The organism is Synechococcus sp. CS-1326 (assembly GCF_025128115.1).
Lineage (GTDB): Bacteria > Cyanobacteriota > Cyanobacteriia > PCC-6307 > Cyanobiaceae > Regnicoccus.
The window spans coordinates 77,371-98,732 of the sequence record NZ_JAHLYV010000012.1; the positions used below are offsets into that span (position 1 = coordinate 77,371).

Annotated in this window: 21 protein-coding genes; 16 read left to right on the plus strand and 5 right to left on the minus strand. The window is 67.6% G+C overall.

The window, feature by feature from the left end; translation table 11 throughout:
* The first annotated feature begins 107 nt into the window (after positions 1-107).
* Genes KQ307_RS03950 through KQ307_RS03960 form a run of 3 tightly spaced genes read left to right on the plus strand, consistent with a single transcriptional unit; the run spans position 108 to position 2,657 of the window.
* Positions 108-617 (plus strand): hypothetical protein, encoded by a 510-nt coding sequence (locus tag KQ307_RS03950; RefSeq protein WP_259727024.1) that lies wholly within the window; start codon positions 108-110, stop codon positions 615-617.
* A gap of 34 nt (positions 618-651) precedes the next feature.
* Positions 652-984 carry a hypothetical protein gene (locus KQ307_RS03955; RefSeq protein ID WP_259727025.1) on the plus strand — a complete coding sequence of 111 codons (333 nt, stop codon included), beginning with the start codon at positions 652-654 and terminating at the stop codon, positions 982-984.
* Positions 984-2,657 carry an AarF/ABC1/UbiB kinase family protein gene (locus KQ307_RS03960; protein WP_259727026.1) on the plus strand — a complete coding sequence of 558 codons (1,674 nt, stop codon included), beginning with the start codon at positions 984-986 and terminating at the stop codon, positions 2,655-2,657. Before KQ307_RS03955 ends, KQ307_RS03960 begins: the two co-directional genes overlap by 1 nt.
* 38 nt (positions 2,658-2,695) lie before the next feature.
* Here KQ307_RS03960 and KQ307_RS03965 read toward each other — a convergent pair whose 3' ends face one another.
* The 3 genes from KQ307_RS03965 to KQ307_RS03975 all read right to left on the minus strand — a co-directional run bounded on the left by KQ307_RS03965 (position 2,696) and on the right by KQ307_RS03975 (position 5,512).
* Entirely contained in the window at positions 2,696-3,709 is a 1,014-nt protein-coding gene (locus tag KQ307_RS03965) for a hypothetical protein (protein ID WP_259727027.1), read from the minus strand.
* Positions 3,710-3,986: 277 nt separating this feature from the next.
* Positions 3,987-4,997 carry a helix-turn-helix domain-containing protein gene (locus KQ307_RS03970; protein ID WP_259727028.1) on the minus strand — a complete coding sequence of 337 codons (1,011 nt, stop codon included), beginning with the start codon at positions 4,995-4,997 and terminating at the stop codon, positions 3,987-3,989.
* The gene (locus KQ307_RS03975; RefSeq protein ID WP_259727029.1) at positions 4,994-5,512 is read right to left on the minus strand and encodes a type IV pilin-like G/H family protein; all 519 of its coding nucleotides are present in this window, start codon (positions 5,510-5,512) and stop codon (positions 4,994-4,996) included. Before KQ307_RS03975 ends, KQ307_RS03970 begins: the two co-directional genes overlap by 4 nt.
* A gap of 361 nt (positions 5,513-5,873) precedes the next feature.
* On the opposite strand from KQ307_RS03975, the gene KQ307_RS03980 reads away from it, so the two are divergent.
* The 3 genes from KQ307_RS03980 to KQ307_RS03990 all read left to right on the plus strand — a co-directional run bounded on the left by KQ307_RS03980 (position 5,874) and on the right by KQ307_RS03990 (position 9,970).
* On the plus strand, positions 5,874-6,887 hold the full coding sequence (locus KQ307_RS03980; RefSeq protein ID WP_311133760.1) for a formylglycine-generating enzyme family protein: 1,014 nt from the start codon (positions 5,874-5,876) through the stop codon (positions 6,885-6,887).
* Positions 6,880-9,423, plus strand: a complete 2,544-nt coding sequence (locus KQ307_RS03985) for an arylsulfatase (RefSeq protein WP_259727030.1) — start codon at positions 6,880-6,882, stop codon at positions 9,421-9,423. Before KQ307_RS03980 ends, KQ307_RS03985 begins: the two co-directional genes overlap by 8 nt.
* A 91-nt stretch (positions 9,424-9,514) precedes the next feature.
* Complete coding sequence (locus tag KQ307_RS03990) at positions 9,515-9,970, plus strand: cupin domain-containing protein (RefSeq protein ID WP_259727031.1); 456 nt, start codon at positions 9,515-9,517, stop codon at positions 9,968-9,970.
* A 52-nt stretch (positions 9,971-10,022) separates the two neighbouring features.
* Here the strand turns inward: KQ307_RS03990 and eno are convergent, their stop codons facing one another.
* Positions 10,023-11,318, minus strand: a complete 1,296-nt coding sequence (eno, locus tag KQ307_RS03995) for a phosphopyruvate hydratase (protein WP_259701789.1) — start codon at positions 11,316-11,318, stop codon at positions 10,023-10,025.
* Positions 11,319-11,455: 137 nt separating this feature from the next.
* Between eno and gloA the strand changes: the two genes are divergently transcribed.
* The 8 genes from gloA (at position 11,456) to rplL (ending at position 18,375) form a co-directional block, all read left to right on the plus strand.
* Positions 11,456-11,860, plus strand: a complete 405-nt coding sequence (gene gloA, locus KQ307_RS04000) for a lactoylglutathione lyase (protein ID WP_259701788.1) — start codon at positions 11,456-11,458, stop codon at positions 11,858-11,860.
* Positions 11,847-14,708, plus strand: a complete 2,862-nt coding sequence (locus KQ307_RS04005) for an ATP-dependent Clp protease ATP-binding subunit (protein WP_259727032.1) — start codon at positions 11,847-11,849, stop codon at positions 14,706-14,708. The genes gloA and KQ307_RS04005 overlap by 14 nt, the downstream gene beginning before the upstream one ends.
* Positions 14,709-14,753: 45 nt before the next feature.
* Entirely contained in the window at positions 14,754-15,005 is a 252-nt protein-coding gene (gene secE / locus KQ307_RS04010) for a preprotein translocase subunit SecE (RefSeq protein WP_259701786.1), read from the plus strand.
* A gap of 44 nt (positions 15,006-15,049) precedes the next feature.
* A complete protein-coding gene (gene nusG, locus KQ307_RS04015; RefSeq protein ID WP_259701898.1) occupies positions 15,050-15,709 on the plus strand; it encodes a transcription termination/antitermination protein NusG in 660 nt (219 codons plus the stop codon).
* Between the two features lie 164 nt (positions 15,710-15,873).
* On the plus strand, positions 15,874-16,299 hold the full coding sequence (gene rplK / locus KQ307_RS04020) for a 50S ribosomal protein L11 (RefSeq protein WP_259701785.1): 426 nt from the start codon (positions 15,874-15,876) through the stop codon (positions 16,297-16,299).
* 117 nt (positions 16,300-16,416) lie between these two features.
* Positions 16,417-17,124: a 50S ribosomal protein L1 gene (gene rplA / locus KQ307_RS04025; protein ID WP_259701784.1), complete on the plus strand. Its 708-nt coding sequence runs from the start codon at positions 16,417-16,419 to the stop codon at positions 17,122-17,124.
* Between the two features lie 277 nt (positions 17,125-17,401).
* The gene (gene rplJ, locus KQ307_RS04030; RefSeq protein WP_259701783.1) at positions 17,402-17,929 is read left to right on the plus strand and encodes a 50S ribosomal protein L10; all 528 of its coding nucleotides are present in this window, start codon (positions 17,402-17,404) and stop codon (positions 17,927-17,929) included.
* Positions 17,930-17,991: 62 nt separating this feature from the next.
* A complete protein-coding gene (gene rplL, locus KQ307_RS04035) occupies positions 17,992-18,375 on the plus strand; it encodes a 50S ribosomal protein L7/L12 (RefSeq protein ID WP_259701782.1) in 384 nt (127 codons plus the stop codon).
* Between the two features lie 249 nt (positions 18,376-18,624).
* Here the strand turns inward: rplL and KQ307_RS04040 are convergent, their stop codons facing one another.
* Positions 18,625-19,347, minus strand: coding sequence for a DUF3747 domain-containing protein (locus tag KQ307_RS04040; protein ID WP_259701781.1), 723 nt, complete (start codon positions 19,345-19,347; stop codon positions 18,625-18,627).
* Positions 19,348-19,409: 62 nt separating this feature from the next.
* Between KQ307_RS04040 and KQ307_RS04045 the strand changes: the two genes are divergently transcribed.
* Both KQ307_RS04045 and KQ307_RS04050 read left to right on the plus strand, forming a co-directional pair.
* The gene (locus KQ307_RS04045; RefSeq protein WP_259701780.1) at positions 19,410-20,141 is read left to right on the plus strand and encodes a ribonuclease H; all 732 of its coding nucleotides are present in this window, start codon (positions 19,410-19,412) and stop codon (positions 20,139-20,141) included.
* A complete protein-coding gene (locus KQ307_RS04050) occupies positions 20,141-21,304 on the plus strand; it encodes a quinone-dependent dihydroorotate dehydrogenase (RefSeq protein WP_259701779.1) in 1,164 nt (387 codons plus the stop codon). The genes KQ307_RS04045 and KQ307_RS04050 overlap by 1 nt, the downstream gene beginning before the upstream one ends.
* The last annotated feature ends 58 nt before the right edge of the window (positions 21,305-21,362 follow it).

A 21,362-nucleotide genomic window follows, 5' to 3' on the forward strand; every position in this document is an offset into this window, starting at 1 on the left:
TCTCCGACCAGTACGTGCGCATCAACGCCGACTACACCACCTGAACGCCCCGCCACGCCGGTGGGCAGCTGAGGGGAGGATGGGGGCAGATCGCGCCCGTTGCCGCCATGCCCTCCGCCGGTGCCCAGCGCCCCCCGCGTCGCCGCCAGCCGGCGGCTGAAGCTCCACTGCCGCCGCGACGCCGCTGGCTGGTTCCCCTGCTGGCCGGCCTCTGTTTCGGGCTTGGCTACGCGATCACCGATCGGCTGCTCAGCCGTGGCGGCGACGCGGCGCAGCCGCTGGGACTGGACTTCGGGGTGAAGCCGTTCCCGGGCACCAGTCTGGAGAGCCTGCGGATGCGCTTCGGCACTGATCGCACCGAGATCCGGGGCGATCTCGATCGCCTCGAGTTCGAAGCCAACCAGAAGCAGGAGGAAGCGAAGCGGCGTCGCCAGGAGCTGAAGGACCGCCAGGCCGCAGAGGAGGCCGCCACCAGGCCGGCGGCAGCGGAAGAGCCACCCTTCGAGCCGCTTCTCCCGCCGGAAGCCGCTCCAGCCGAACCCGGACTACCGGAGCCACAGCCACCGGCGCAGGCCCCAGCTCCCCTGGCCCCACCGCCGCCCACGTCGTTGCCCTGATCTGCCACAGTTTGGCCAACCGGCAGGCCTGGAGATGAGTGCGCCCCAATCCTTGATTCAGGCGGCCCTGAACCGCTTTCAGGCGAGGCTTGGCAGCGGTCTGGCCGATTCCCTGGCCGGGCTGACCGTGCTGGCCCAGGAGGCGCCGGAGCGGCTCCGCAACGAATGGGAACTGTTCTGGCAGGAGGTGGAGCAGGAAGCGGAGCGTCTGGAAACCGACGCCGCATCCAGCGCCAGCTCCCCTGGGCCAGCCGTCCCAGGGGCCACCGGTTCCGCCACGGCCCGCCCCAGGCAGGCCCAGGAGCGGATCGATGCCCTGAGGGCCACGGTGGCGGCCCTTTCCCGCCGCCTCGAGGACCACGCCTGATGGGGCGACTCTGGGCGCATTGGCAGGGGTTGAGGCGGTCGCTGCGGATCTGGAGAGCGGTGCTGCTGCTGGCCTTCGGTCTCTGGATCGACGGCCAGGCCTGGAGCTACCGCGGTGGGATCAACCCGGAGCACCGCAGCCTCCGGCAGCGGTTGCGGGCCCGCTGGCTCACCGCTGAACTGATCAGCCTGGGCTCGGCCTTCATCAAGCTGGGGCAGTTGCTCTCGGCCCGCCCCGATGTGCTGCCGGCCGGGTATGTGGAGGAGCTGGCCAGCCTTCAGGACAAGGTGCCGGCCTTTCCGTTCAGCGTCGTTGAAAACCTCCTGGAGGAGGAGCTCGGCGAGCGTTGCGCCGAGATCGTGGACCTCGAGGAGCGGCCGCTCGGTTCGGCCAGCCTCGCCCAGGTGCACCGCGCCAGCTTGCGCAGTGGCCGCCAGGTGGTCTTCAAGATCCAGCGGCCCGGCCTGGAGCGCCTGTTCCGCCTCGACCTGGAGGTGCTGCAGCAGGTGGCCGCCTTGCTGCAGCGCCACCCGCGCTGGGGCCAGGGCCGTGAATGGGTACCGATCGCCCAGGAATGCCGGCGGGTGCTGCTGCGGGAACTTGATTTCCGTCTCGAAGCCGAGCATGCGGCCCGCTTCCGTCAGCAATTTCTCGAGGATGCCGGCATCCGGGTGCCGGCGGTGGTCTGGGAACTGAGCAGTCGGCGGGTGCTCTGCCTGGATTACCTGCCGGGCATCAAGATCACCGACCGCCCCGCCCTGGTGGCGGCCGGCATCGATCCGGCGGCGGTGGCCGAGAAAGGGGCGGCCAGTTATCTCCAGCAACTGGTGCGCTTCGGCTTCTTCCATGCCGATCCCCACCCCGGCAACCTGGCGGTGGCCGCCGATGGCGCCCTGATCTACTACGACTTCGGGATGATGGGGCAGATCTCCCAGCGCCTGCGCAGCCGCCTCGGTCGGATGGTGCGGGCGGCAGCGGCCCGGGACCCCGCCGCGCTGGTGCTTGAGCTGCAGGGGGCCGGCGTGATCGCCGCCGGCATCGACACCGGGCCGGTGCGCCGACTGGTGCGGGTGATGCTCAACGATGCCCTGACCCCACCGTTCTCCTCCAACGTGCTGGAGAAGCTCTCCGGTGACCTCTACGACCTGGTGTACGGCCAGCCGTTCCGCCTGCCCTCGGAGCTGATCTTCGTGATGCGGGCCCTCTCCACCTTCGAGGGTGTCGGCCGGGGCCTCGATCCCGGCTTTAGCCTGGTGGCGATTGCCCGCCCCTACCTGCTGCCCCTGATGACCGCCAGCGGTAACGGCCCCAACGACTTCATCAACGAACTCGGCCGCCAGGCCGCCGAGGTGGGCAGCCGCGCCCTGGGTTTGCCGAGGCGCCTGGAAGACAACCTGGCCAGGATCGAGCAGGGCGACCTGCAGGTGCAGATCCGGGCCGGAGAAACCGACCGCCTGCTGCGGCGGCTGGCCCTCGCCCAGCAATCCACCGGCCAGTCCTTCCTGCTCGGTGGTCTGGCGATCGCCGCCGCCCTGCTGGCCGCCAGCGCACGCCCCGCCCTCACCGCCGTGCCGCTGGTGCTGGGCCTGCCGGTGGGGTTCAGCTGGCTGAAGCTGCAGGGCAAACTGCGCCGGGATGGCCGGATCGAAAAGCTGCCGGTGGCGGGCGGCTGACCGCCGATTCCGGCGGAAGCCCCCCAGCACCGGAGCGCTCAGAAAAAGAACTTCACGCCAGCTTCGATTCCATTCTCATTGACGTTGAAGGCGTTTTCGGGGTTGGCACCATTGGTGCCGCCCAGGTGCAGATAGCGCCAGGACAGGTTGAGCTGGGCGGAGTTGCCGATCGCGTAGCCGAGGCCGGCCTGGGCGTTCCAGGAGTAATCATCGGCATTGTTCAATCCGAAGCCACCGATGTCGGCGCGGGCGAACAGCCTCAGACGGGGGGAGAGAAACACCATCGCCTGGGTGCCCAGCAAGGGCTGAACAACGGTGCTGTCGAAGGAATGCTGCCCCCGCAGATTCAGGCCCTGCAGCGTCCGGGAACCCTCCAGATTCGGCCCTCGAAACGTCAGGGTCCGGCCGGGGCCCTGAGCCTGCAGAGCCAGGTCGTACTGCATGTTGACGACCCTCATCCCGGCATAGGGGATGAGGGTGAAACTGCCCGGCCGTGCCACAGCTGCTTCACGGTCACCGAAGCGATAGCGCAGGGCCAGGTCGTAGATGCCCTGGATGTTGGCGATTCCAGCGTCCACGCTGCCCTGGCCATCGGGGGTGAGGGTGAGGCTGCGTTTGCCGAGGGGGCCTTCGATAGACCGCGTCCTGATCTCCTGGAGCTTGCCTTCCTGTCCCGCAACGGAGACGTAGCTGATGTCGGTGAGCAGGCCGAGGCGGCCATGCTCCACGCTGCCGCGGATGGTGGCCGCTCCCGTCAGGGGCCTGAGCACCTGGCCGAGGTCGAGGTCAAAGTCGGTGTTGAAGCCCCGCACTGTGGTGCTCCCGAACGTGCGCAGCGGCGCAAATCCATAGAGCTCCACGGTGGCGGCCCAGGGCGATGGCGACGCTTCCATGCTGCTGGCCTCAGCAGGGGCAGGCTCAGCCGGTTCAGCGGCCCGCGCCGCAGTCGGATCGATGGCCAGACCCAGGAGACCGCCCAACAGGCCCGCACCGATCCCCAGGATCAGCAACGGAGAATGACCAACCGGAAGGGTGCGGAGACGCCTGGCCAACGAATTAAGGGCAAAGGAAGAAATTGACCTGTTTCCAGCAACCTTCGGAAACCTGGAAACAGATTCCCAGAGCATCTCACAAGGAACCAATCTCTGCAGAAAGCTGGAGCGGTGATCTCATCGGGTGTGACTCCGCAAAGCCGCAATTCCATGACGAAGCTGAGAGAAACCGGAGTCCAAGACGGAGTGGGATTGTCGGCCGAGGTGCCTTCAGCGGCGGAGGGAGGCCAATCGATAGCGAAGCGCTCCACCATGGATAGGTGGGGTGCCGGTCGGCTCAGTCGGCGCCGGTCCTTGAACGGCGCAGCAGCACCGAGGGGGCGATGCCGTAGCGGCGCAAGAAGCTGGCGGCGAAGGAGGACAACTGCACGAAGCCATGGCGGCGGGCGATGGCGGCCACGGTTTCCCCGGGCTGGGCCCGCTGCAGATCACGCTGCACGGCATCCAGTCGCTGCCGCTTCACCCACTGCATGGGGCTGCAGCCGAGCCGTTGCTGGAACAGATACTGCAGATTGCGCCGGGAATAGGCACTGCGCCGACTGAGCTCGGTGGGGGTGATCGGGGTGTGCAGGTGAGCCTGGATCCACTCCAGGAGGTCGTCGAGGGGTGATCCTGACGCGGGTCGGTCAGAGAACCACTCATTCCCCTGACCGCTTCCGGGCACACCAGCGCTGCCACCAGCCGATAGAGCAGATCCTCGAGCTGGGGGGCCGCGATTCCGCCCACCGAGCCCAGCAGCGGGGCGTCCACCATCCGCAGCGCCAGGTGCAGATGGCGGAGGAGATCGGCCTGCTGGTTCGCCTGGCTGCCATCGACCAGCAGGGGGCATTCGAAGCGGGGCCAATGGCGGCCGGGATCCCTGCCGGAGCCCGCGAAGCTGGAGGCCGTTGCGGCGAGCCTCCGGCGATCCAGGCAGATCATCACTTCCTCGAAGGTTCCGGTGCTGGCCGTGAAGGCGGCACCGGGCAGGTAGGCGGCCATCGCCCCCCCCCTGCAGCCGCAGCGTCTGTCCATCCGTTCCCACCTGGGCCTCCCCCGCCAGCGGCAGGATCAGGGTGGCGAGGTCACCGTCATCGAAGCCGATCTCCAGGGGGGAGTGGCGGCTGCAGGACACGGCCACGTCGCCGACGTGGATCACGCCGCTGCGATGGAAGAAGCCGCCGCACTGGGGACCCTCCAGGAAGGCGTTGAGGGGGAAATTCCGGGCCACCCGACCGAGCAGGGCGTCGGGGTCGTTCACCTCCACCGCCCGCGACTCCAGCAGCGTCAGCGGAGGCGTGGCCGTCATTCGTTGACGACCGAGGCCCTCACCTCGATCGAGCCATCGCCGCACTGCACGATCCTGCCGCTGGGATTGGCCACCAGGGTTCCGAGCACAAGCTGAGGATCGGCGGGACGGATCTGGCCCGGCTGATTGTTCATGCAGAGGATCGTGGTGATTTTCGGGGTCTGGCTGGGGGTGAGGAAGGCGGCTCCTACATAGGCATTGAGAAGACTCACCTTCGCCCCCTGCGCTGGAATCACGTAGCTGTAGGCGGCCTCTGTGGTGGTGCGAACGGCGTAGTCGAAGGAGACCGGCAGGGTGATACCGAAATCTTGCTGGATGTTGGAGACTGTGGCCCGGAAAGCCCCGTTCTTCTGGTAATAGGTGCGCTGGCCTTCCATCATTTTGGCCACGGCTCTCAGCGCGGCCTTCTGATCAGGATTCGCCTGGGGCTGCGCCCCGGCAACGGGACAGATCGCCGCGAGGCCGAGGACCAGGCAGGCCAGCAGCACTGGGCCGGTGTGGCGGGGGCAGGACATGGGCATGGGTGGGAGTGGGGAGCGATGGACGCGGCAGGGTCGGGAACGCAGCCGTGGGACTCGACCTCCGGTGCCCTCAGGACTGTGTCCGATCTTCGGACGGGCCAGCGTGCCACGTTCCTCGCCGTTCATGACAAGATCCGCGCCGCACTTTTGCGCCGAGGCGACAGACTTGCCGTCCTGCATTCAATGGCCGCCGGGCGCCCGATGGCGGCGCCGGCGCGCTGTGCCAATCCGCTCTGCCAACGAGTGTGTCGAAGGTGATCGATGCGACCCTGAACCGCTCATTCACGCCCTCAAAATGCGATCCGTGAGCCATCCGCAGGGCCCAGCGAATCCGTGCTTTCTCGAATCCTTGCTTGTGCATCGTCCTGAAGCCTGGGAGTTTCCGGTGCTGGCCACCCTGCTGATCCTGGCTCTGGGGATGGGGGCGGTGCTGCTGGGGTCCACCCCTGCCCAGGCGGCGGACTCCTGCCCGCCGTCGATGGCGCCGATCCCCGGCGGACGCTATCGGATCGGAGCAGCGGGGCGGCTGCCGGAGGAGGCGGGAGCGCCTGTGCGGCTGGAGCCCTTCTGCATGGGGCTTGAGGAGGTCACCAATCGTCAGTTCTCGGCCTTCGTGGCCGCCACCGGCTACCGGACCCAGGCGGAGCAGCCCCTGCCGCAGGAGCAGTTCCCGGATCTCTCGGCCGCTGAGCGTCGGCCCGGCTCGGTGGTGTTCCGGCCCCCCTCCGCCGCCGAACCCCCGCAGGAGCTCAGCTGGTGGCAATGGGTACCGGGGGCCGATTGGCGCCATCCCGAGGGCCCCGGCAGCTCGATCGACGCACGGCTGGACCATCCGGTGGTGCATGTGTCGCTGGCGGATGCCGAGGCCTACGCGGCCTGGGCCGGCGCCAGCCTTCCCAGCGAGGCCCAGTGGGAGTTCGCCGCGCGCGGCGGACTGCGGGATCGGGCCTTCAGCTGGGGCGACACCTGGCGGCCCGGCCTGGCCAACACCTGGCAGGGGGAGTTTCCCGTCCGCAACACGGCTGAAGACGGCTACGCCGGCACCGCACCGGTGGGCCGCTTCCCCCCCAATGGCTACGGGCTGCGCGACATGACCGGCAATGTCTGGGAGTGGACGGCGGACTGGTACCGGCCTGGCCACGACCTCCTGGCCGGCCAGGACGACCCGGTGCTGGTCGACCCTGCCGCCAGCCTGGACCCGCGGGAGCCCGGGGTGGCCAAGCACGTGATCAAGGGCGGCTCCTTCCTCTGTGCCCCCAACTTCTGCAGCCGCTACCGCCCGGCCGCCCGGGAGGCCGAAAGCCCCGACACCGGCACGTCCCACATCGGCTTCCGACTCGCTTCACCGCTCTCCCCCACCCATGGCTAAACGTTCCGTCCGCGCCACGATCACCCGCTTCGCTCTGCTGACGCTGGCGGTGCTGCTGGTGGGCTGGCAGCTGGGCGGTGTTCCGGCCCTGGCCCAGCGGATCACCGGCACGCCGGGATCCCCCAACGCCACCACCACGCTCGCCGGCAACCAACTGCCGGCCCCCGCTCCCCCCTTCGGCGGTGTGATCAATGACGGCGCGTTGCAGTCCAAACCCTGGTGGGCGCCGCGGATCACGCCGCCCCAGAGCGCCCCAAATGTGCTGCTGATCATCACCGACGACGCCGGTTTCGGCGTGCCCGGCACCTTCGGCGGGGTGATCCCCACACCGGCGATGGACCGGGTCGCCAAGGCGGGGCTTCGCTACAACCGCATGTTCTCCACGGCGCTGTGCTCACCCACCCGCGCCGCCCTGATCACCGGCCGCAACCACCACTCGGCCGGTTTCGGGGTGATCTCGGAGCAGTCGACGGGCTTCCCCGGCTACAACAGCATCATCGAGCGCGACAAGGCCACGATCGGTCGGCTGCTCAAGGACAACGGCTACTCCACCGCCTGGTTCGGCAAGGACCACAACGTGCCCGCCTTCCAGGCCAGCCAGAGCGGTCCCTTCGATCAGTGGCCCACCGGCCTGGGCTTCGAATACTTCTACGGCTTCGTGGGTGGGGATGCCAACCAGTGGCAGCCGAACCTCTTCCGCAACACCACCCAGATCTATCCCTTCGAAGGCAAGGCCCCCGGCAGTTGGAACCTGGTGACAGAGATGGCCGATGACGCCATCGACTACATGACGCGGATGCATCAGATCAACCCCGCCAAGCCGCTGTTCATCAAGTACGCCCCCGGCGCCACCCATGCGCCCCACCACCCCACCAAGGAGTGGGTGGAGCGGATCCACGCCATGCATCTGTTTGATGATGGCTACGAGAAGCTGAGGGAACGTATCTTCGCCAACCAGAAGAAGCTCGGCGTGATTCCTGCCGATGCGAAGCTCGATCCCTGGCCCGCCGATCTGATCACCCCCTGGGACCAACTGAGCCCAGATGCTCAGAAACTGTTCATCCGCCAGGTGGAGGTGTTCGCCGCCTATGCCGCCTACAGCGATTATGAGATCGGCCGGGTGATCCAGCAGTTCGATGACCTCGGCAAGCTCGACAACACCCTGATCATCTACATCAACGGTGACAACGGCACCAGCGCCGAAGGCGGTCCGATGGGCACCCCCAACGAGGTGGCCTTCTTCAACGGCCTCAACAAACTTCCCGTTGAGGTGCAGATGAAGTTCTTCGATGTGTGGGGCACCGAGTTCACCTACAACCACATGTCAGCGGGTTGGAGCTGGGCCTTCGACACCCCGTTCAGCTGGTTCAAGCAGAACGCCTCCAGGCTGGGTGGCGTCAACCAGAACATGGTGGTGAGCTGGCCGGCGCGGATCAAGGACAAGGGCGCCCTGCGCGAGCAGTTCGTTCACGTGATCGATGTGGTGCCGACGATCCTGGAGGCGGCCGGCCTGAAAGCGCCCGAGCTGGTGGATGGGATCCCCCAGAAGCCGATCGAGGGTACGAGCTTCGTTTACACCTTCGATCGCAGGAATGCAAAGGTGCCCTCAAGGCACGAGCGGCAGTACTTCGAGATGATGGGCCAGTGGGCCCTCTACGACAAGGGCTGGTTGTTGAGCACCAAGGTGAACAGGGCGCCGTGGGACGCCTTCGGCCCGGCCAACCCGGACCCGCTCAACAACCAGACGCTGCAGCTCTACAACCTCAACGAGGATTTCAGCCAGACCACCGACCTGGCGGCCCGGAATCCCCAGAAGCTGAAGGAGATGAAGGAAGCCTTCATTGCCGAAGCGAAGATGTACCAGGTGTTCCCGCTCGATGCCTCGGTGGCGGCGCGCCTCGTGGCGCCCCGGCCCAACATCACCGCCGGCCGCAGCACCTTCGTCTACACCCAGCCGATGGTGGGCCTGCCCCAGGGCGCTTCCCCCATGTTGCTGAACACCTCCTACACCGTGACGGCCGACATCGAGGTGCCGGCCGGCGGCGCCGAGGGCATGCTGCTCACCTCCGGTGGCCGCTTCGGCGGCTACGGCTTCTACCTGAAGAACAGCAAGCCCGTGTGGCTGTGGAACATGGTGGATCTGGAGCGCCTCAAGTGGGAGGGCACCGAACCGCTGTCCCCCGGCAAGCACAAGGTTGAATTCGATTTCGTCTACGACGGCAAGGGGCCCGGCACCCTGGCCTTCAACGACTTCAGCGGCGTCGGTCGCCCCGGCACCGGCACCCTCAAGGTGGACGGCAAGGTGGTGGCCACCAAGACCATGGCCAAGACCCTGCCGATGATCCTGCAGTGGGACGAGAGCTTTGACGTGGGCTCCGACACCCTCACCGGCGTCAACGACGCCGACTACCAGCCACCGTTCCGCTTCACCGGCACGCTCAACAAGCTCACCCTCAAACTCGATCGGCCCAAGCTGTCTCCGGAGGAGATCAGGAGCCTGGAGGCGGCACTGCGCACCAAGGCCGTCAGTGAGTGATCAGGGAAGCGGCGGTGAATCGCTGGGTCCTGCAGACACAGCGATTCACCGCCGCCTGAAGGATGCAACCAGGAAGCTGCCGCAGCTGAGGATGCCGGTGCCGATGCCGGTGCCGGTGATCTCGAACGGCGACGATGATCAGCGCGCACCAGAGCAGCAAGCCATGGGCAAAACCACCATCCCCTACTGGAATCCGCTGGCGGCCGATCAGGCGCACCACTGGCGCTGGCTCGATGGTCTGGAAGGCCAGGTGCAGGAGCTGATTCTCAGCCAGGATGCGGCCACAGGCGAAATCACCCGCCTCACCCGCTTCCTGCCCGGCGCCGACACCACCACCTTCGGGGGCAAGGCCCACCCCTTCCCCGAGGAGATCATGATCGTCAGCGGCCGCCTTTTCGACGCGGCCTTCGCCCTTTGGCTGGAGCCAGGGCACTACGCCAGCCGGCCGCCCGGTGAGGTGCATGGCCCCTTCCGCACCGATGAAGGCGCCCTCGTGCTCGACATCAGCTTTCCTGGCCGCTCCCCCAATGCATGTCCGTCCGCCTGATCGACCAACCGGAAGCTGTTCAGGAAAGGGTGCTGCCTGGAGACCGCAGAACTCAGCTCTTCCCCCGTGGCCCCCGCTCCTCGGCGCCGGCATAGATCGCCTGGCTGCCGAGTTCGTCTTCAATGCGCAGCAGCCGGTTGTATTTCGCCACCCGCTCACTGCGGCTGAGTGAACCGGTCTTGATCTGGCCGGCCCGGGTGGCCACGGAGAGGTCGGCGATGGTGGTGTCTTCGGTTTCGCCGCTGCGGTGGCTGATCACGCTGGTGTAGCCGGCGCGGCCAGCCAGATCGATCGCCTGCAGGGTTTCGGTGAGCGAACCGATCTGGTTCACCTTGATCAGGATCGAATTGGCGATGCCTTCTTCAATGCCCCGCTGCAGGCGGGTGGTGTTGGTCACGAACAGGTCGTCGCCCACCAGTTGCACGCGGCTGCCCAGCCGCTGGGTGAGCAGGGCCCAGCCCTCCCAGTCGTCTTCGGCGAGGCCATCCTCGATCGAGACGATCGGGTAGCGGCTCACCAGCGCTTCGAGCTGATCCACCATCGCAGCGGCGCTGTAACTGCCGCCGCCGAAGGCATAGAACCCGTTCTTGTAGAACTCCGTGCTGGCCACGTCGAGCGCCAGGGAGATCTGCTCGCCCGGTTTGTAGCCCGCCTTCTCGATCGCCTGCACCAGCAGGGCGCCGGCGGCGTCGTTGCTCTCCAGATCCGGCGCGAAGCCGCCCTCATCGCCCACCGCCGTGGAGAGCCCCTGGGCACTCAGCAGGCCCTTGAGCGTGTGGAACACCTCGGCGCCCATGCGCAGCGCCTCCCGGAAGCTGGGCGCCCCGTGGGGCACCAGCATGAATTCCTGGAAATCCATGTTGTTGGCGGCATGGGCGCCGCCGTTGATCACATTCATCAGCGGCACCGGCAGCAGCGTGGCCATCGGCCCGCCCAGGTAGCGGTAGAGGGGCAGACCGACGCCATCGGCCGCGGCCCGCGCCACGGCCAGGCTCACCGCCAGGATCGCGTTGGCCCCCAGGGCCGATTTGTTGTCGCTGCCATCAAGGTCGGCCATCGCCGCATCGACGGTGCCCTGGTCGAGGGCGCTGAGCCCACAGAGGGCCGGAGCGATCTTGTCCTCGATGTTGCTGACCGCCTGCTGAACTCCCTTGCCGAAGTAACGGCTGCCGCCATCGCGCAGCTCATGGGCTTCATGGGCTCCTGTGCTGGCGCCGCTGGGCACGATCGCGAGGCCCTGGGCGCCGCCTTCCAGCCGCACTTCCGCTTCCACGGTGGGGGTGCCGCGGGAGTCGAGCACCTCCCGGGCCACGATCGAATCAATCACCAGGTCGAGGGAGTCGATCACGAATGGAGCCTGGGCATCAATGCTGCAGGGATCTTATGGGGCTTTTCGATCACCCTTTTTGTACCTGTGGGCACGGTCTGACAACCCAGACCTGATCCTGAGCCGGTCAGAATGGCTGAGCCAACCAATCCTGAGCGATGCGGCTGCTTCACACCATGGTCCGGGTGGGCGATCTGGAGCGATCGCTGGCCTTCTACACCGAGGTGCTGGGCATGACCCTGCTGCGCCGGCGGGACTATCCCGAGGGTCGCTTCACCCTGGCCTTCGTGGGCTACGGGGAGGAGAGCCACAACAGTGTGATCGAGCTGACCCACAACTGGGACACCAGCTCCTATGAGATCGGCACCGGCTACGGACACATCGCCCTCGGGGTGGAGGACATCACCACCACCTGCGACGCCATCGCCGGCAAGGGCGGCCGGGTGGTGCGGCAGCCGGGCCCGATGAAACACGGCAGCACCGTGATCGCCTTTGTGGAGGATCCCGACGGCTACAGGATCGAACTGATCCAGCTGGGCAGGAGGCCGGATGCCACTGCCTGAAAGCCTCGACACCAATCCCCGGGGCGAAGGATCGGTGGGCCTCGGCAGCCTCACCAGCGAGCCCGATCGATTCAGCGAGGCCGCCTGGGAACTGCTGCTCGCCGGCCAGGACCAGGCCCGCCGCTGGCGCCATGGCCAGCTCGATGTGGAACATCTGATCCAGGTGCTGTTCCAGGATCCGCGCTACAGCGGCTGGGTGGAGCCCCTGGCCACCGACGGGGACAGGCTGCTGGATCAGCTGGAGGGCTTCTGCGCCGAGCAGCCGTCCGCCGTTGCCGCTGAGCTGTTCATCGGCGATGCCCTCGAAGACCTGCTGGAGGCCGCCGACCGGCGCCGTGCCAACTGGGGCTCCCGCCTGATCGACATCCCCCATCTGCTGCTGGCCCTGCTGGAGGAGCCCCGCATCGGCGCCGCCCTGCTCAACGACCAGGGCCTGAGCGAAGAACGGCTGCTGCGGCAGTTGCGGCCCGCCCCCGCCGCGGTCGCCACCGATGCCTGGATCGATTCACCCACCGCCGCGCCGCCGATCGAGGCCCGCCCGCCCAGCCCCGGCCGTTTTGCCCCCATCCAGGTCCCAGCCAACCAGCCCCCGGCCAACCAGACCCCACCCCCCCAGGGCAGCCCAGCCCCAGCGGAGGCCGAGGGCCTGACCCTGACGGCCGAGCCACCCGCCCTGGAGCAATACGGCCGCGACCTCACCGCCGCCGCCCGCGCCGGACTGCTCGATCCGGTGATCGGCCGCGACACCGAAATCCGCCGCCTGATCCAGGTACTCTCCCGGCGTGGCAAGAACAATCCGGTGCTGATCGGCGAACCGGGCGTCGGCAAAACGGCGATCGCCGAGCTGCTGGCCCAGCGGATCGTGGCCGGCGAAGTGCCGGAGTCACTCAAGGGCATCCGCCTGATCGGCCTCGATCTCGGCGCCCTGATCGCCGGCGCCAAGTTCCGCGGCCAGTTCGAGGAACGGCTGCGCAGCGTGCTGGCCGAGGTGAGTGCCAGCGACGCCAGCGGGGCCGGCGCCGGCGTGGTGCTGTTCATCGATGAGCTGCACACCGTGGTGAGCTCCGACCGCTCCAGCGCCGATGCCGGCAGCATTCTCAAACCCGTGCTGGCCCGCGGCGAATTGCGCTGCATCGGTGCCACCACCCCCGAGGACTACCGCCGCACGGTGGAGAAGGATCCCGCCCTCAACCGCCGCTTCCAGCAGGTGGTGATCCGGGAGCCCAATCTTGAGGTGAGCCTGGAGATCCTGCGGGGCCTCAAGGAGCGCTACGAGCTGCATCACGGCGTCACGATCACCGATGGCGCCATGGTGGCGGCCACCCGACTGGCCGACCGCTACATCGCCGACCGTTGCCTGCCCGACAAGGCGATCGACCTGATCGACGAGGCCGCCGCCCAGCTGCGCATGGAGGTCACCTCCAAGCCCCGGGTGGTGGAGGAGGCCGAAGCCGAGCTGCGCCGCGTCGAGCTGGCCCTGCTGGCGGCCGAAGCCGCACCGCTGGCCGAGCGGTTGCAGCGCCAGGACGACCGCCGCCAGGCCCTGGCCCACCTGCAGGAGCTGCAACAGCGCTGGCAGGGGGAGCGGGAGCAGCTGGCCGAACTGCATGAGCTGCAGCAGCGGGACGACGACCTGCGCCACGCCATCGCCGAGGCCGAGCGCGACGGTGACCTCGAAGAGGCCGCCCGCCTCCAGTACGACCAGCTCCATGGACTTCAGCAGCGCCGGGCCAGCCTCGAAGCCGATCTCAAGGCCGACCAGCAGAGCGGCCTGTCCCTGCTGCGGGAGCAGGTGGAGGAGGGCGACATCGCCGATGTGGTGGCCCGCTGGACCGGCATCCCGATGCAGCGGCTGCTGGCCGGCGAACGCCAGAAGCTGCTGGAGCTGGAGGCGAGGCTGGGGGAACGGGTGATCGGCCAGCCCGAGGCGGTGGCGGCGGTGGCGGCGGCGATCCGCCGCGCCCGCGCCGGCATGCAGGATCCGCGCCGGCCGGTGGGCTCCTTCCTCTTTCTCGGCCCCACCGGCGTCGGCAAGACCGAGCTGGCCAAGGCGCTGGCGGCGGCGCTCTTCGATGAAGAGGAGGCCCTGGTGCGCCTCGACATGAGCGAATTCATGGAGCGCAACGCCGTGGCCCGCCTGCTGGGGGCTCCGCCCGGCTACGTGGGCTACGAGGAGGGCGGCCAGCTCACCGAGGCGGTGCGGCGCCGGCCCTATGCCGTGCTGCTGCTCGATGAAGTGGAGAAGGCCCACCCGGAGGTGTTCAACCTGCTGCTGCAGGTGCTCGACGACGGGCGGCTCACCGATTCCCAGGGCCGCACCGTCGACTTCCGCAACACCGTGGTGGTGATGACCAGCAACCTGGCCAGCCGCGCGATCCTGGAGCGGGCCCGCCGCGGCCAGGAGGAGGAGCCATCGGCTGAGCGCGAAGCGCAGCTGGATGCCGGTCTGGATGCCGCCGTGGAAGCAGCCCTGGCCGCCCAGTTCCGCCCCGAGTTCCTCAACCGCATCGATGAGCTGATTCGTTTCCGCCCCCTGGCCGCCACCGATCTGCAGCGGATCGTGCGCCTGCAACTGGCGGAGCTGACCAGCCTGCTCGCGGAGCAGCGGCTGGAGCTGCAGGTCGATGAAGCGGTGATCGACCGTCTGGCCTCCCTTGGCTACGAACCGGAATACGGGGCGCGGCCCCTGCGCCGGGTGCTGCGCCGCCAGATCGAGAATCCACTCGCCACCGAGTTGCTCGAAGACCACTTCGCCGGCGCCTGGGGGGTGAAGGTGAGCCTGGCGGCCGATCCGGCTGGTCCGCTGCTGTTCAGTCCCCTGGGCGAAAGTCGCCAGGACGTCCGGTAGGATGATTGTTTGCCGGTACGCGCGTCGACCGGTCGGTCGACACCCTTGGACTCCACCAGCCGCTCCTCCAGCCCCGAAGACCCCCAGACCGCCGAGCCGCTTCCCCCAGCTCCGGCCAGCGGTCCGGCCGGCTTCGTTCCTGCGCTGATCGAGGAGCTCCGCAAGGTGGTGTGGCCCAGCCGCCAGCAGCTGTTCAGCGAGTCGGTGGCGGTGATCCTGATGGTCACCCTTTCCGCCGCCGCCATCGCCGCAGTGGATCGCTTCTACAGCTGGGGTTCCACCCAGGTGTTCCGTTGAGCCTCCCGCCCACCTCCTTCCCCAGCCGTCCCGCCAGCCAGCCCGTGTCCGAAGTCGATCTCCTCACTGCCGACAGCACCCCAGCCGCTGTCGAGGGCGCCGTTCTGCCCGCCGCCGGGGCGGAGGGAGAAAGCCGTCCCCAGACCGCCCGCTGGTATGCGGTGCAGGTGGCCTCCAGCTGTGAGAAGAAGGTGAAAGCCACCCTGGAGCAGCGCGCCATCACCCTCGGGGTCGACAGCCGCATCGTCGAGATCGAGATCCCCCAGACCCCCGCCATCAAGCTCAAGAAAGACGGCAGCCGCCAATCCACTGAAGAGAAGGTTTTCCCTGGCTACGTCCTGGTGCGGATGGTGCTCGATGAAGACACGATGATGGCGGTGCGCAGCACCCCCAACGTGATCAACTTCGTCGGGGCCGAGGAGCGGCGCGCCACCGGTCGTGCCCGGGGCCATATCAAACCCCGCCCGCTCTCCCGCCAGGAGGTCGAGAGGATCTTCAAGCGGGCTGCCGAGAAGAAACCCGTCGTCAAGGTCGACATCACCGAAGGCGATCAGATCCTGGTCACCGCCGGTCCATTCAAGGACTTCCAGGGCGAAGTGATCGAGGTGTCCGGAGAACGCAGCAAGCTCAAGGCCCTGCTGTCGATCTTTGGTCGGGAAACCCCGGTGGAACTCGAGTTCTCCCAGATCAGCAAGCAGAACTGATCCGCTGTGGCCGCCTCCCTGCGGAGGGCGGCCCTGGGTGGAACCGCCTCACCAGGCGGGGCCGCCGCCACGCCTCCCCCGCCGGGTGAGGCGATCCGCATCGCTCCCGTCCCGGGAGCTCCGTCCCCACTCCCGCCAGGGAGTTCCGCTCCCCAGACCAGCCGATGGCCAAGAAAGTCGTAGCCGTGATCAAGCTGGCCCTCAATGCCGGCAAAGCCAACCCAGCGCCGCCCGTGGGTCCTGCCCTCGGCCAGCACGGGGTGAACATCATGGCGTTCTGCAAGGAATACAACGCCCGCACCCAGGAGAAGGCCGGCTATGTGATTCCGGTGGAGATTTCGGTCTTCGAAGACCGCAGCTTCACCTTCATCACCAAGACCCCGCCCGCTTCCGTGCTGATCTCCAAGGCAGCCGGAATCGAAAAGGGTGCCGCCACGTCCAGCAAGGGCAGCGTGGGCGCGATCAGCCGCGCCCAGCTCGAGGAGATCGCCAGAACGAAACTCCCCGACCTCAACTGCACCAGCCTGGAATCGGCCACGCGCATCATTGAAGGCACCGCCCGCAACATGGGCGTCGCCGTCAACGATTGATCGCCGGCCCGATTCCGGTTCGCCCACCCCTTCCACCCATCCACCCATTCGGGGGAGACCCAGGACCCAGAGCCGCCTCGCGGCCCGCCGTCCCGTCGCTCGCACCCCATTCGAACCATGACAAAACCCTCCAAGCGCTTCACCGCCCTCGTCGAGAAAGTCGAAGACCGCGCCTACGCACCGCTCGAAGCGCTGCAGCTGGTCAAGGACACAGCAACGGCCAAGTTCGATGAAACGATCGAGGCCCATGTGCGCCTCGGCATCGATCCGAAGTACACCGACCAGCAGCTGCGCACCACCGTCGCACTGCCGAACGGCACCGGCCAGACCATCCGCATCGCCGTGATCGCCCGTGGCGAGAAGGTGGCCGAAGCCACCGCCGCCGGGGCTGATCTGGCCGGTGACGAAGATCTGGTGGACGCGATCGCCGGCGGCCAGATGGACTTCGACCTGCTGATCGCCACCCCTGACATGATGCCAAAGGTGGCCAAGCTGGGACGGGTCCTCGGCCCCCGGGGGCTGATGCCGAACCCCAAGGCCGGCACCGTCACCGTTGATCTGGCCGGCGCCATCCGTGAGTTCAAGGCGGGCAAACTGGAATTTCGCGCCGACCGCACCGGCATCGTCCACGTTCGCTTCGGCAAGGCCAGCTTCACGGTCGAGGCGCTGCTGGCGAACCTCAAGGCACTGCAGGAAACGATCGATCGCCAGAAGCCCAGTGGTGCCAAAGGCCGCTACTGGCGCAGCCTCACCCTCAGCTCCACGATGGGGCCCGGCATCGACGTTGATTTCACCGCCCTCCAGGACATCAAGCAGGACGGCTGATTCCTGCTGCGGTGTATGGTGAAAAACTGGCTTCGGCCAGAGGGCACGCGCCCGACCCAAGACAGCAGGTGATCCGTTCGCGGTCATAAGTCCTGCCGAGGTGCACGCGGAAGTTTTGTTCCCCCGGGTCATGCCAGGGCTGCGAATCGTCAGGCGACCTCGAAACCCAGTCGGCTCCGCCGGCCCCGGGTTTGCCTGGCAGGTTCCCATGCGGAGCGAGTCAGGCGAATTGTCGAGGCCGCGTGTTCGGCTTGTTCCCTCGATTCGTATCACTCCTATGGGCCGCTCCCTGGAGAGCAAGCAACAGATCGTCGAAGAGCTCAAGGGGCTCCTCAACGGAACTGAAATGGCGCTGGTCCTTGATTACAAGGGTCTGTCCATCAAGGAGATGTCTGACCTGCGGACCCGTCTGCAGGCCAGCAACGGCATCTGCAAGGTGACCAAGAACACCTTGATGCGCCTGGCCATTGATGGCAACAGTGCCTGGTCGGAACTCGACCCCCTGCTCACCGGCACCAATGCCTTCGTCCTGATCAGGGGCGATGTCGGTGGCGCTGTCAAGGCCGTGCAGTCCTTCCAGAAGGACACCAAGAAATCGGATGTGAAAGGGGGCCTCTTCGAGGGCAAACTCCTTTCCCAGGCCGATGTCAAGGCCATCGGTGAGCTTCCCTCCAAGGAGGTGCTCATGGCTCAGATCGCCGGTGCGATCAATGCCGTGGCCACCCAGCTGGCGGTTGGCATCAACGAAGTTCCTTCCGGTCTCGCCCGGGCGCTCAAGCAGCACGCCGAAGGCGAAGGCAGCTGAGCTCTGCCGTACGGCGCCGATTTTCTGTTTCCCATCTCCCGATCTGTTGCTGATTCTCAACCATGACGACAAAGACCGACACCATTCTCGAATCCCTGAAAACCCTCTCGCTGCTTGAGGCTTCCGAGCTCGTCAAGCAGATCGAAGAGGCCTTCGGCGTCTCAGCCGCCGCTTCCGCCGGCGCCGTGATGATGGCAGCTCCTGCCGCCGCCGCCGAGCCTGTCGAAGAGCAGACTGAATTCGACGCCATCCTCGATGGCTTCGACGCTGCTTCGAAGATCAAGGTGCTCAAGGCCGTGCGCGAAGTCACCGGCCTTGGCCTGGGCGAAGCCAAGGCCCTTGTGGAGGCCGCACCCAAGGCGATCAAGGAAGCCGTCTCCAAAGACGAAGCTGAAGCGATCAAGAAGGCCGTGGAAGAAGTGGGCGGCAAGGTCACGATCAAGTGATCCCGCTCGGCCACTAGCCTCCTGCCGGCCCCCGGGGGCCGGCTTTTTCATGCTCGGGCGCCATCGAGCCAAAAAAAAGCCCCGCCGAAGGCAGGGCTTTAGAGGTGGAACGCTTTCGGGAGTCTGTCCTTGTTTCGACCCTGAAAGTGGGTTCCGCACCCCTCACACGAATGCAATGTATGGGATCCAGCGGCGAGCGCCCGTGGCGGGGGTCGCTGGTTCAACTGTCCCCACCGCTACAACAGGGCCCTACTCCCGGAACGGCACCACCGGGAGGGCCACCGGCCCGGCCCCGGGGATGGCCCGCTCAGCTCGCCCCGATGACAGCCTGGAGCGGCCCATGGACTCCAGCCGTTGCGGGTTGCCGCGGCCGGACCGGAACTCGGAGGGGTCGCTGCGGCCAGCCCGGGCGATCAGCTGGGTGATCGGGGTGGCCGTGGCGAAATACACGTGGTTGAGGGTCTGGCGGCCGAACACCCGCCGGCTGAGTTGCCAGTCGGGCTCCAGGGTGATCGCCACGAAGCCATCCCGATCACGCCGCCCCAGCGTGCCCCGACCGACCAGCACCGTGGCGGTCTGGGTGGGGCTCATGGCCTGCAGCTGCACCTCCTGACCCACCTGACGCAACCGCAGGCGGTAGGAGCTGCCCAGATCCTGATCCCCTGCCCGGATCGAGAAGCCATTGCTGTCGATGTAGCGGCTGCAGATCCCGGTGAAATCGAACCGGTTCAAGCTCGCATCGATCAGGCCATCCGGCCGGCGCTCCCAGCAGAGCGGCCGGCTGCGGATCTGCTCCAGCACCAGCAGAGACCAGTCGGCGAGCCCCACGGGCTTGCCCAGGATCACGAAGCGGGAGCCATCGAGGGGCTGGCTGCTGAACAGCCCTTGGGCGCTGGCGACGGGCCAGGGCAGACCCTGAAGGGTCAGGGCGCCGATGCCCAGTCCAACCAGGGCAAGGTAAGTTCGCTTCATGGTGGTGATTCAACGACCCGGCTCCGGCAACACGTTCTACCCGACCTTCGCCGCCCCACCCAGTGGCCAATGACCCGCCACGGGTGGTGGCTGCAGCCACCGATGGGGCCTGCAGCGGCAACCCCGGTCCAGGCGGCTGGGGAGCGCTGTTGCGCTTCGAAGACGGCACCGTGCGGGAACTGGGCGGGGCAGCGGCGAACACCACCAACAACCGCATGGAACTCACCGCCGCCCTGGCCGTGCTCGAGGAGCTCAGGGATCTCCCCCTCCACCCCGACCTGACGATCCGCACCGACAGCCGCTACCTGATCGATGGACTGGGCAAGTGGATGGCGGGCTGGAAGCGCAAGGGCTGGCGCACCGCCTCGGGTGCGCCGGTCCTGAACCGCGACCTCTGGGAAGCGCTGGACCGGGCCCGGCTCCCGGCTGTCCCCCTCGAACATGTGCGCGGCCACAGCGGCGATCCCGACAACGAACGCTGCGACGCGATTGCGGTGGCTTACTCCAAGGGATCGCGCCCACCGCTGGCGGAGACCAAACACCTGGCGGAGGCCAAACCGTCTGGGGATCGAGCCCTGAAGGATCCGGCGCCGCCAGGCCTGAGCCGGCTGCTCAGCCGGCTGGAGCTGGCCGATCGCCTGGCGACCGGGGGGTACACGCTCCGACCGGCCGAGCTGGCCCAGCTGGTGGAGCTGCCCCTGGCCCGACTGGAAGAGAAGCAGGAGGCCTGGAGCTGGCGTGACTGGCGGGTGAGCCCCGCCGGTGAGGACCGCTGGCGGCTGGAGCGGATCTGATGGCAACTCCCCCCACCACCGGCTCCCTCTACCAGCGCTGGGTGGCGCCCTTGCTCTGCCAGGACGAGGGGGCAGATGCGGAACAGCTCAGCCGGCTCACCCTGGCGGCCCTCGGGGCGGCGTCGACGCGTCGCCACTGGCCACTGATCTCCGGCAGCCTGGCTGGACTCGGGGCAGAACTGCAACGCCGCGACCATCGCCTGGAGCAGACCCTGTTCGGATGCCGATTCGCCAATCCGCTCGGCCTCGCGGCCGGTTTCGACAAGAACGGCGTGGCGGCGGGGTTGTGGCACCTGTTCGGCTTCGGCTTCGCCGAACTGGGCACGGTGACCTGGCACCCCCAGCCGGGCAACCCGAAGCCACGCCTGTTCCGGCTGGCGGCGGAGCGGGCGGCACTGAACCGGATGGGCTTCAACAACAACGGCGCCGAAGCGCTGAAGCGAACCCTGGAACGCCAGGCCCTGGAGCCGCCCGGTCAGCGGCCGGCCGTGCTGGGCCTCAACTTCGGCAAATCGAAGCTCACCTCCCTGGATCTGGCACCGGATGACTACGCCTCCTCGCTGGAACTGCTGACGCCCCTGGCGGACTATGCGGTGATCAACGTGAGCTCCCCCAACACCCCGGGGCTGCGGGAGCTGCAGGATGCCTCGCAGCTGCGGCGGCTGGTGGAGCGGTTGCGGCGGCTGCCGGCCTGCCCACCGCTGCTGGTGAAGATCGCCCCCGACCTTGAGGACGACGCGATCGACACGATCGCCCGCCTGGCCTACCAGGAGGGACTGGCCGGTGTGATCGCGGTGAACACCAGCCTGGACCGACTGGGACTGGAGAACCGGCGCCTGGTACAGACCGGTCGCACCCTGGCGGAGGAGGCCGGCGGGCTGAGTGGCGCGCCACTGCGGGCGCGGGCCCAGGAGGTGCTGCGGCGGCTGCGGGCCACCGCCGGCCCCGCCCTGCCCCTGATCGGCGTCGGCGGCATCGACTCCCCCCAGGCGGCCTGGGAGCGGATCACGGCCGGAGCCTGCCTGATTCAGATCTACACCGCCTGGATCTATGCGGGGCCGGCCCTGGTGCCGGCGATTCTGGAGGGCCTGCAGCAGCAGCTCGATCACCACGGCTGCCGCTCGATCAGCGAGGCGGTGGGCAGCGGGCTGCCCTGGGTCTAGGCGAAGGGGATGCGAAGCCTCTCCCCTGCCGATAGGCTGCCGCCCAGGATTGCGCGCA

Excerpts from the sequence above, each read along its gene's own strand:
- KQ307_RS03950 (WP_259727024.1), top strand. The coding sequence starts at position 108 with ATGCCCTCCGCCGGTGCCCAGCGCCCCCCGCGTCGCCGCCAGCCGGCG.
- KQ307_RS03955 (WP_259727025.1), top strand. The coding sequence starts at position 652 with ATGAGTGCGCCCCAATCCTTGATTCAGGCGGCCCTGAACCGCTTTCAG.
- KQ307_RS03960 (WP_259727026.1), top strand. The coding sequence starts at position 984 with ATGGGGCGACTCTGGGCGCATTGGCAGGGGTTGAGGCGGTCGCTGCGG.
- KQ307_RS03970 (WP_259727028.1), bottom strand. The coding sequence starts at position 4,997 with ATGACGGCCACGCCTCCGCTGACGCTGCTGGAGTCGCGGGCGGTGGAG.
- KQ307_RS03975 (WP_259727029.1), bottom strand. The coding sequence starts at position 5,512 with ATGTCCTGCCCCCGCCACACCGGCCCAGTGCTGCTGGCCTGCCTGGTC.
- KQ307_RS03985 (WP_259727030.1), top strand. The coding sequence starts at position 6,880 with ATGGCTAAACGTTCCGTCCGCGCCACGATCACCCGCTTCGCTCTGCTG.
- KQ307_RS03990 (WP_259727031.1), top strand. The coding sequence starts at position 9,515 with ATGCCGGTGCCGATGCCGGTGCCGGTGATCTCGAACGGCGACGATGAT.
- gloA (WP_259701788.1), top strand. The coding sequence starts at position 11,456 with ATGCGGCTGCTTCACACCATGGTCCGGGTGGGCGATCTGGAGCGATCG.
- KQ307_RS04005 (WP_259727032.1), top strand. The coding sequence starts at position 11,847 with ATGCCACTGCCTGAAAGCCTCGACACCAATCCCCGGGGCGAAGGATCG.
- rplK (WP_259701785.1), top strand. The coding sequence starts at position 15,874 with ATGGCCAAGAAAGTCGTAGCCGTGATCAAGCTGGCCCTCAATGCCGGC.
- rplA (WP_259701784.1), top strand. The coding sequence starts at position 16,417 with ATGACAAAACCCTCCAAGCGCTTCACCGCCCTCGTCGAGAAAGTCGAA.
- rplJ (WP_259701783.1), top strand. The coding sequence starts at position 17,402 with ATGGGCCGCTCCCTGGAGAGCAAGCAACAGATCGTCGAAGAGCTCAAG.
- rplL (WP_259701782.1), top strand. The coding sequence starts at position 17,992 with ATGACGACAAAGACCGACACCATTCTCGAATCCCTGAAAACCCTCTCG.
- KQ307_RS04040 (WP_259701781.1), bottom strand. The coding sequence starts at position 19,347 with ATGAAGCGAACTTACCTTGCCCTGGTTGGACTGGGCATCGGCGCCCTG.
- KQ307_RS04050 (WP_259701779.1), top strand. The coding sequence starts at position 20,141 with ATGGCAACTCCCCCCACCACCGGCTCCCTCTACCAGCGCTGGGTGGCG.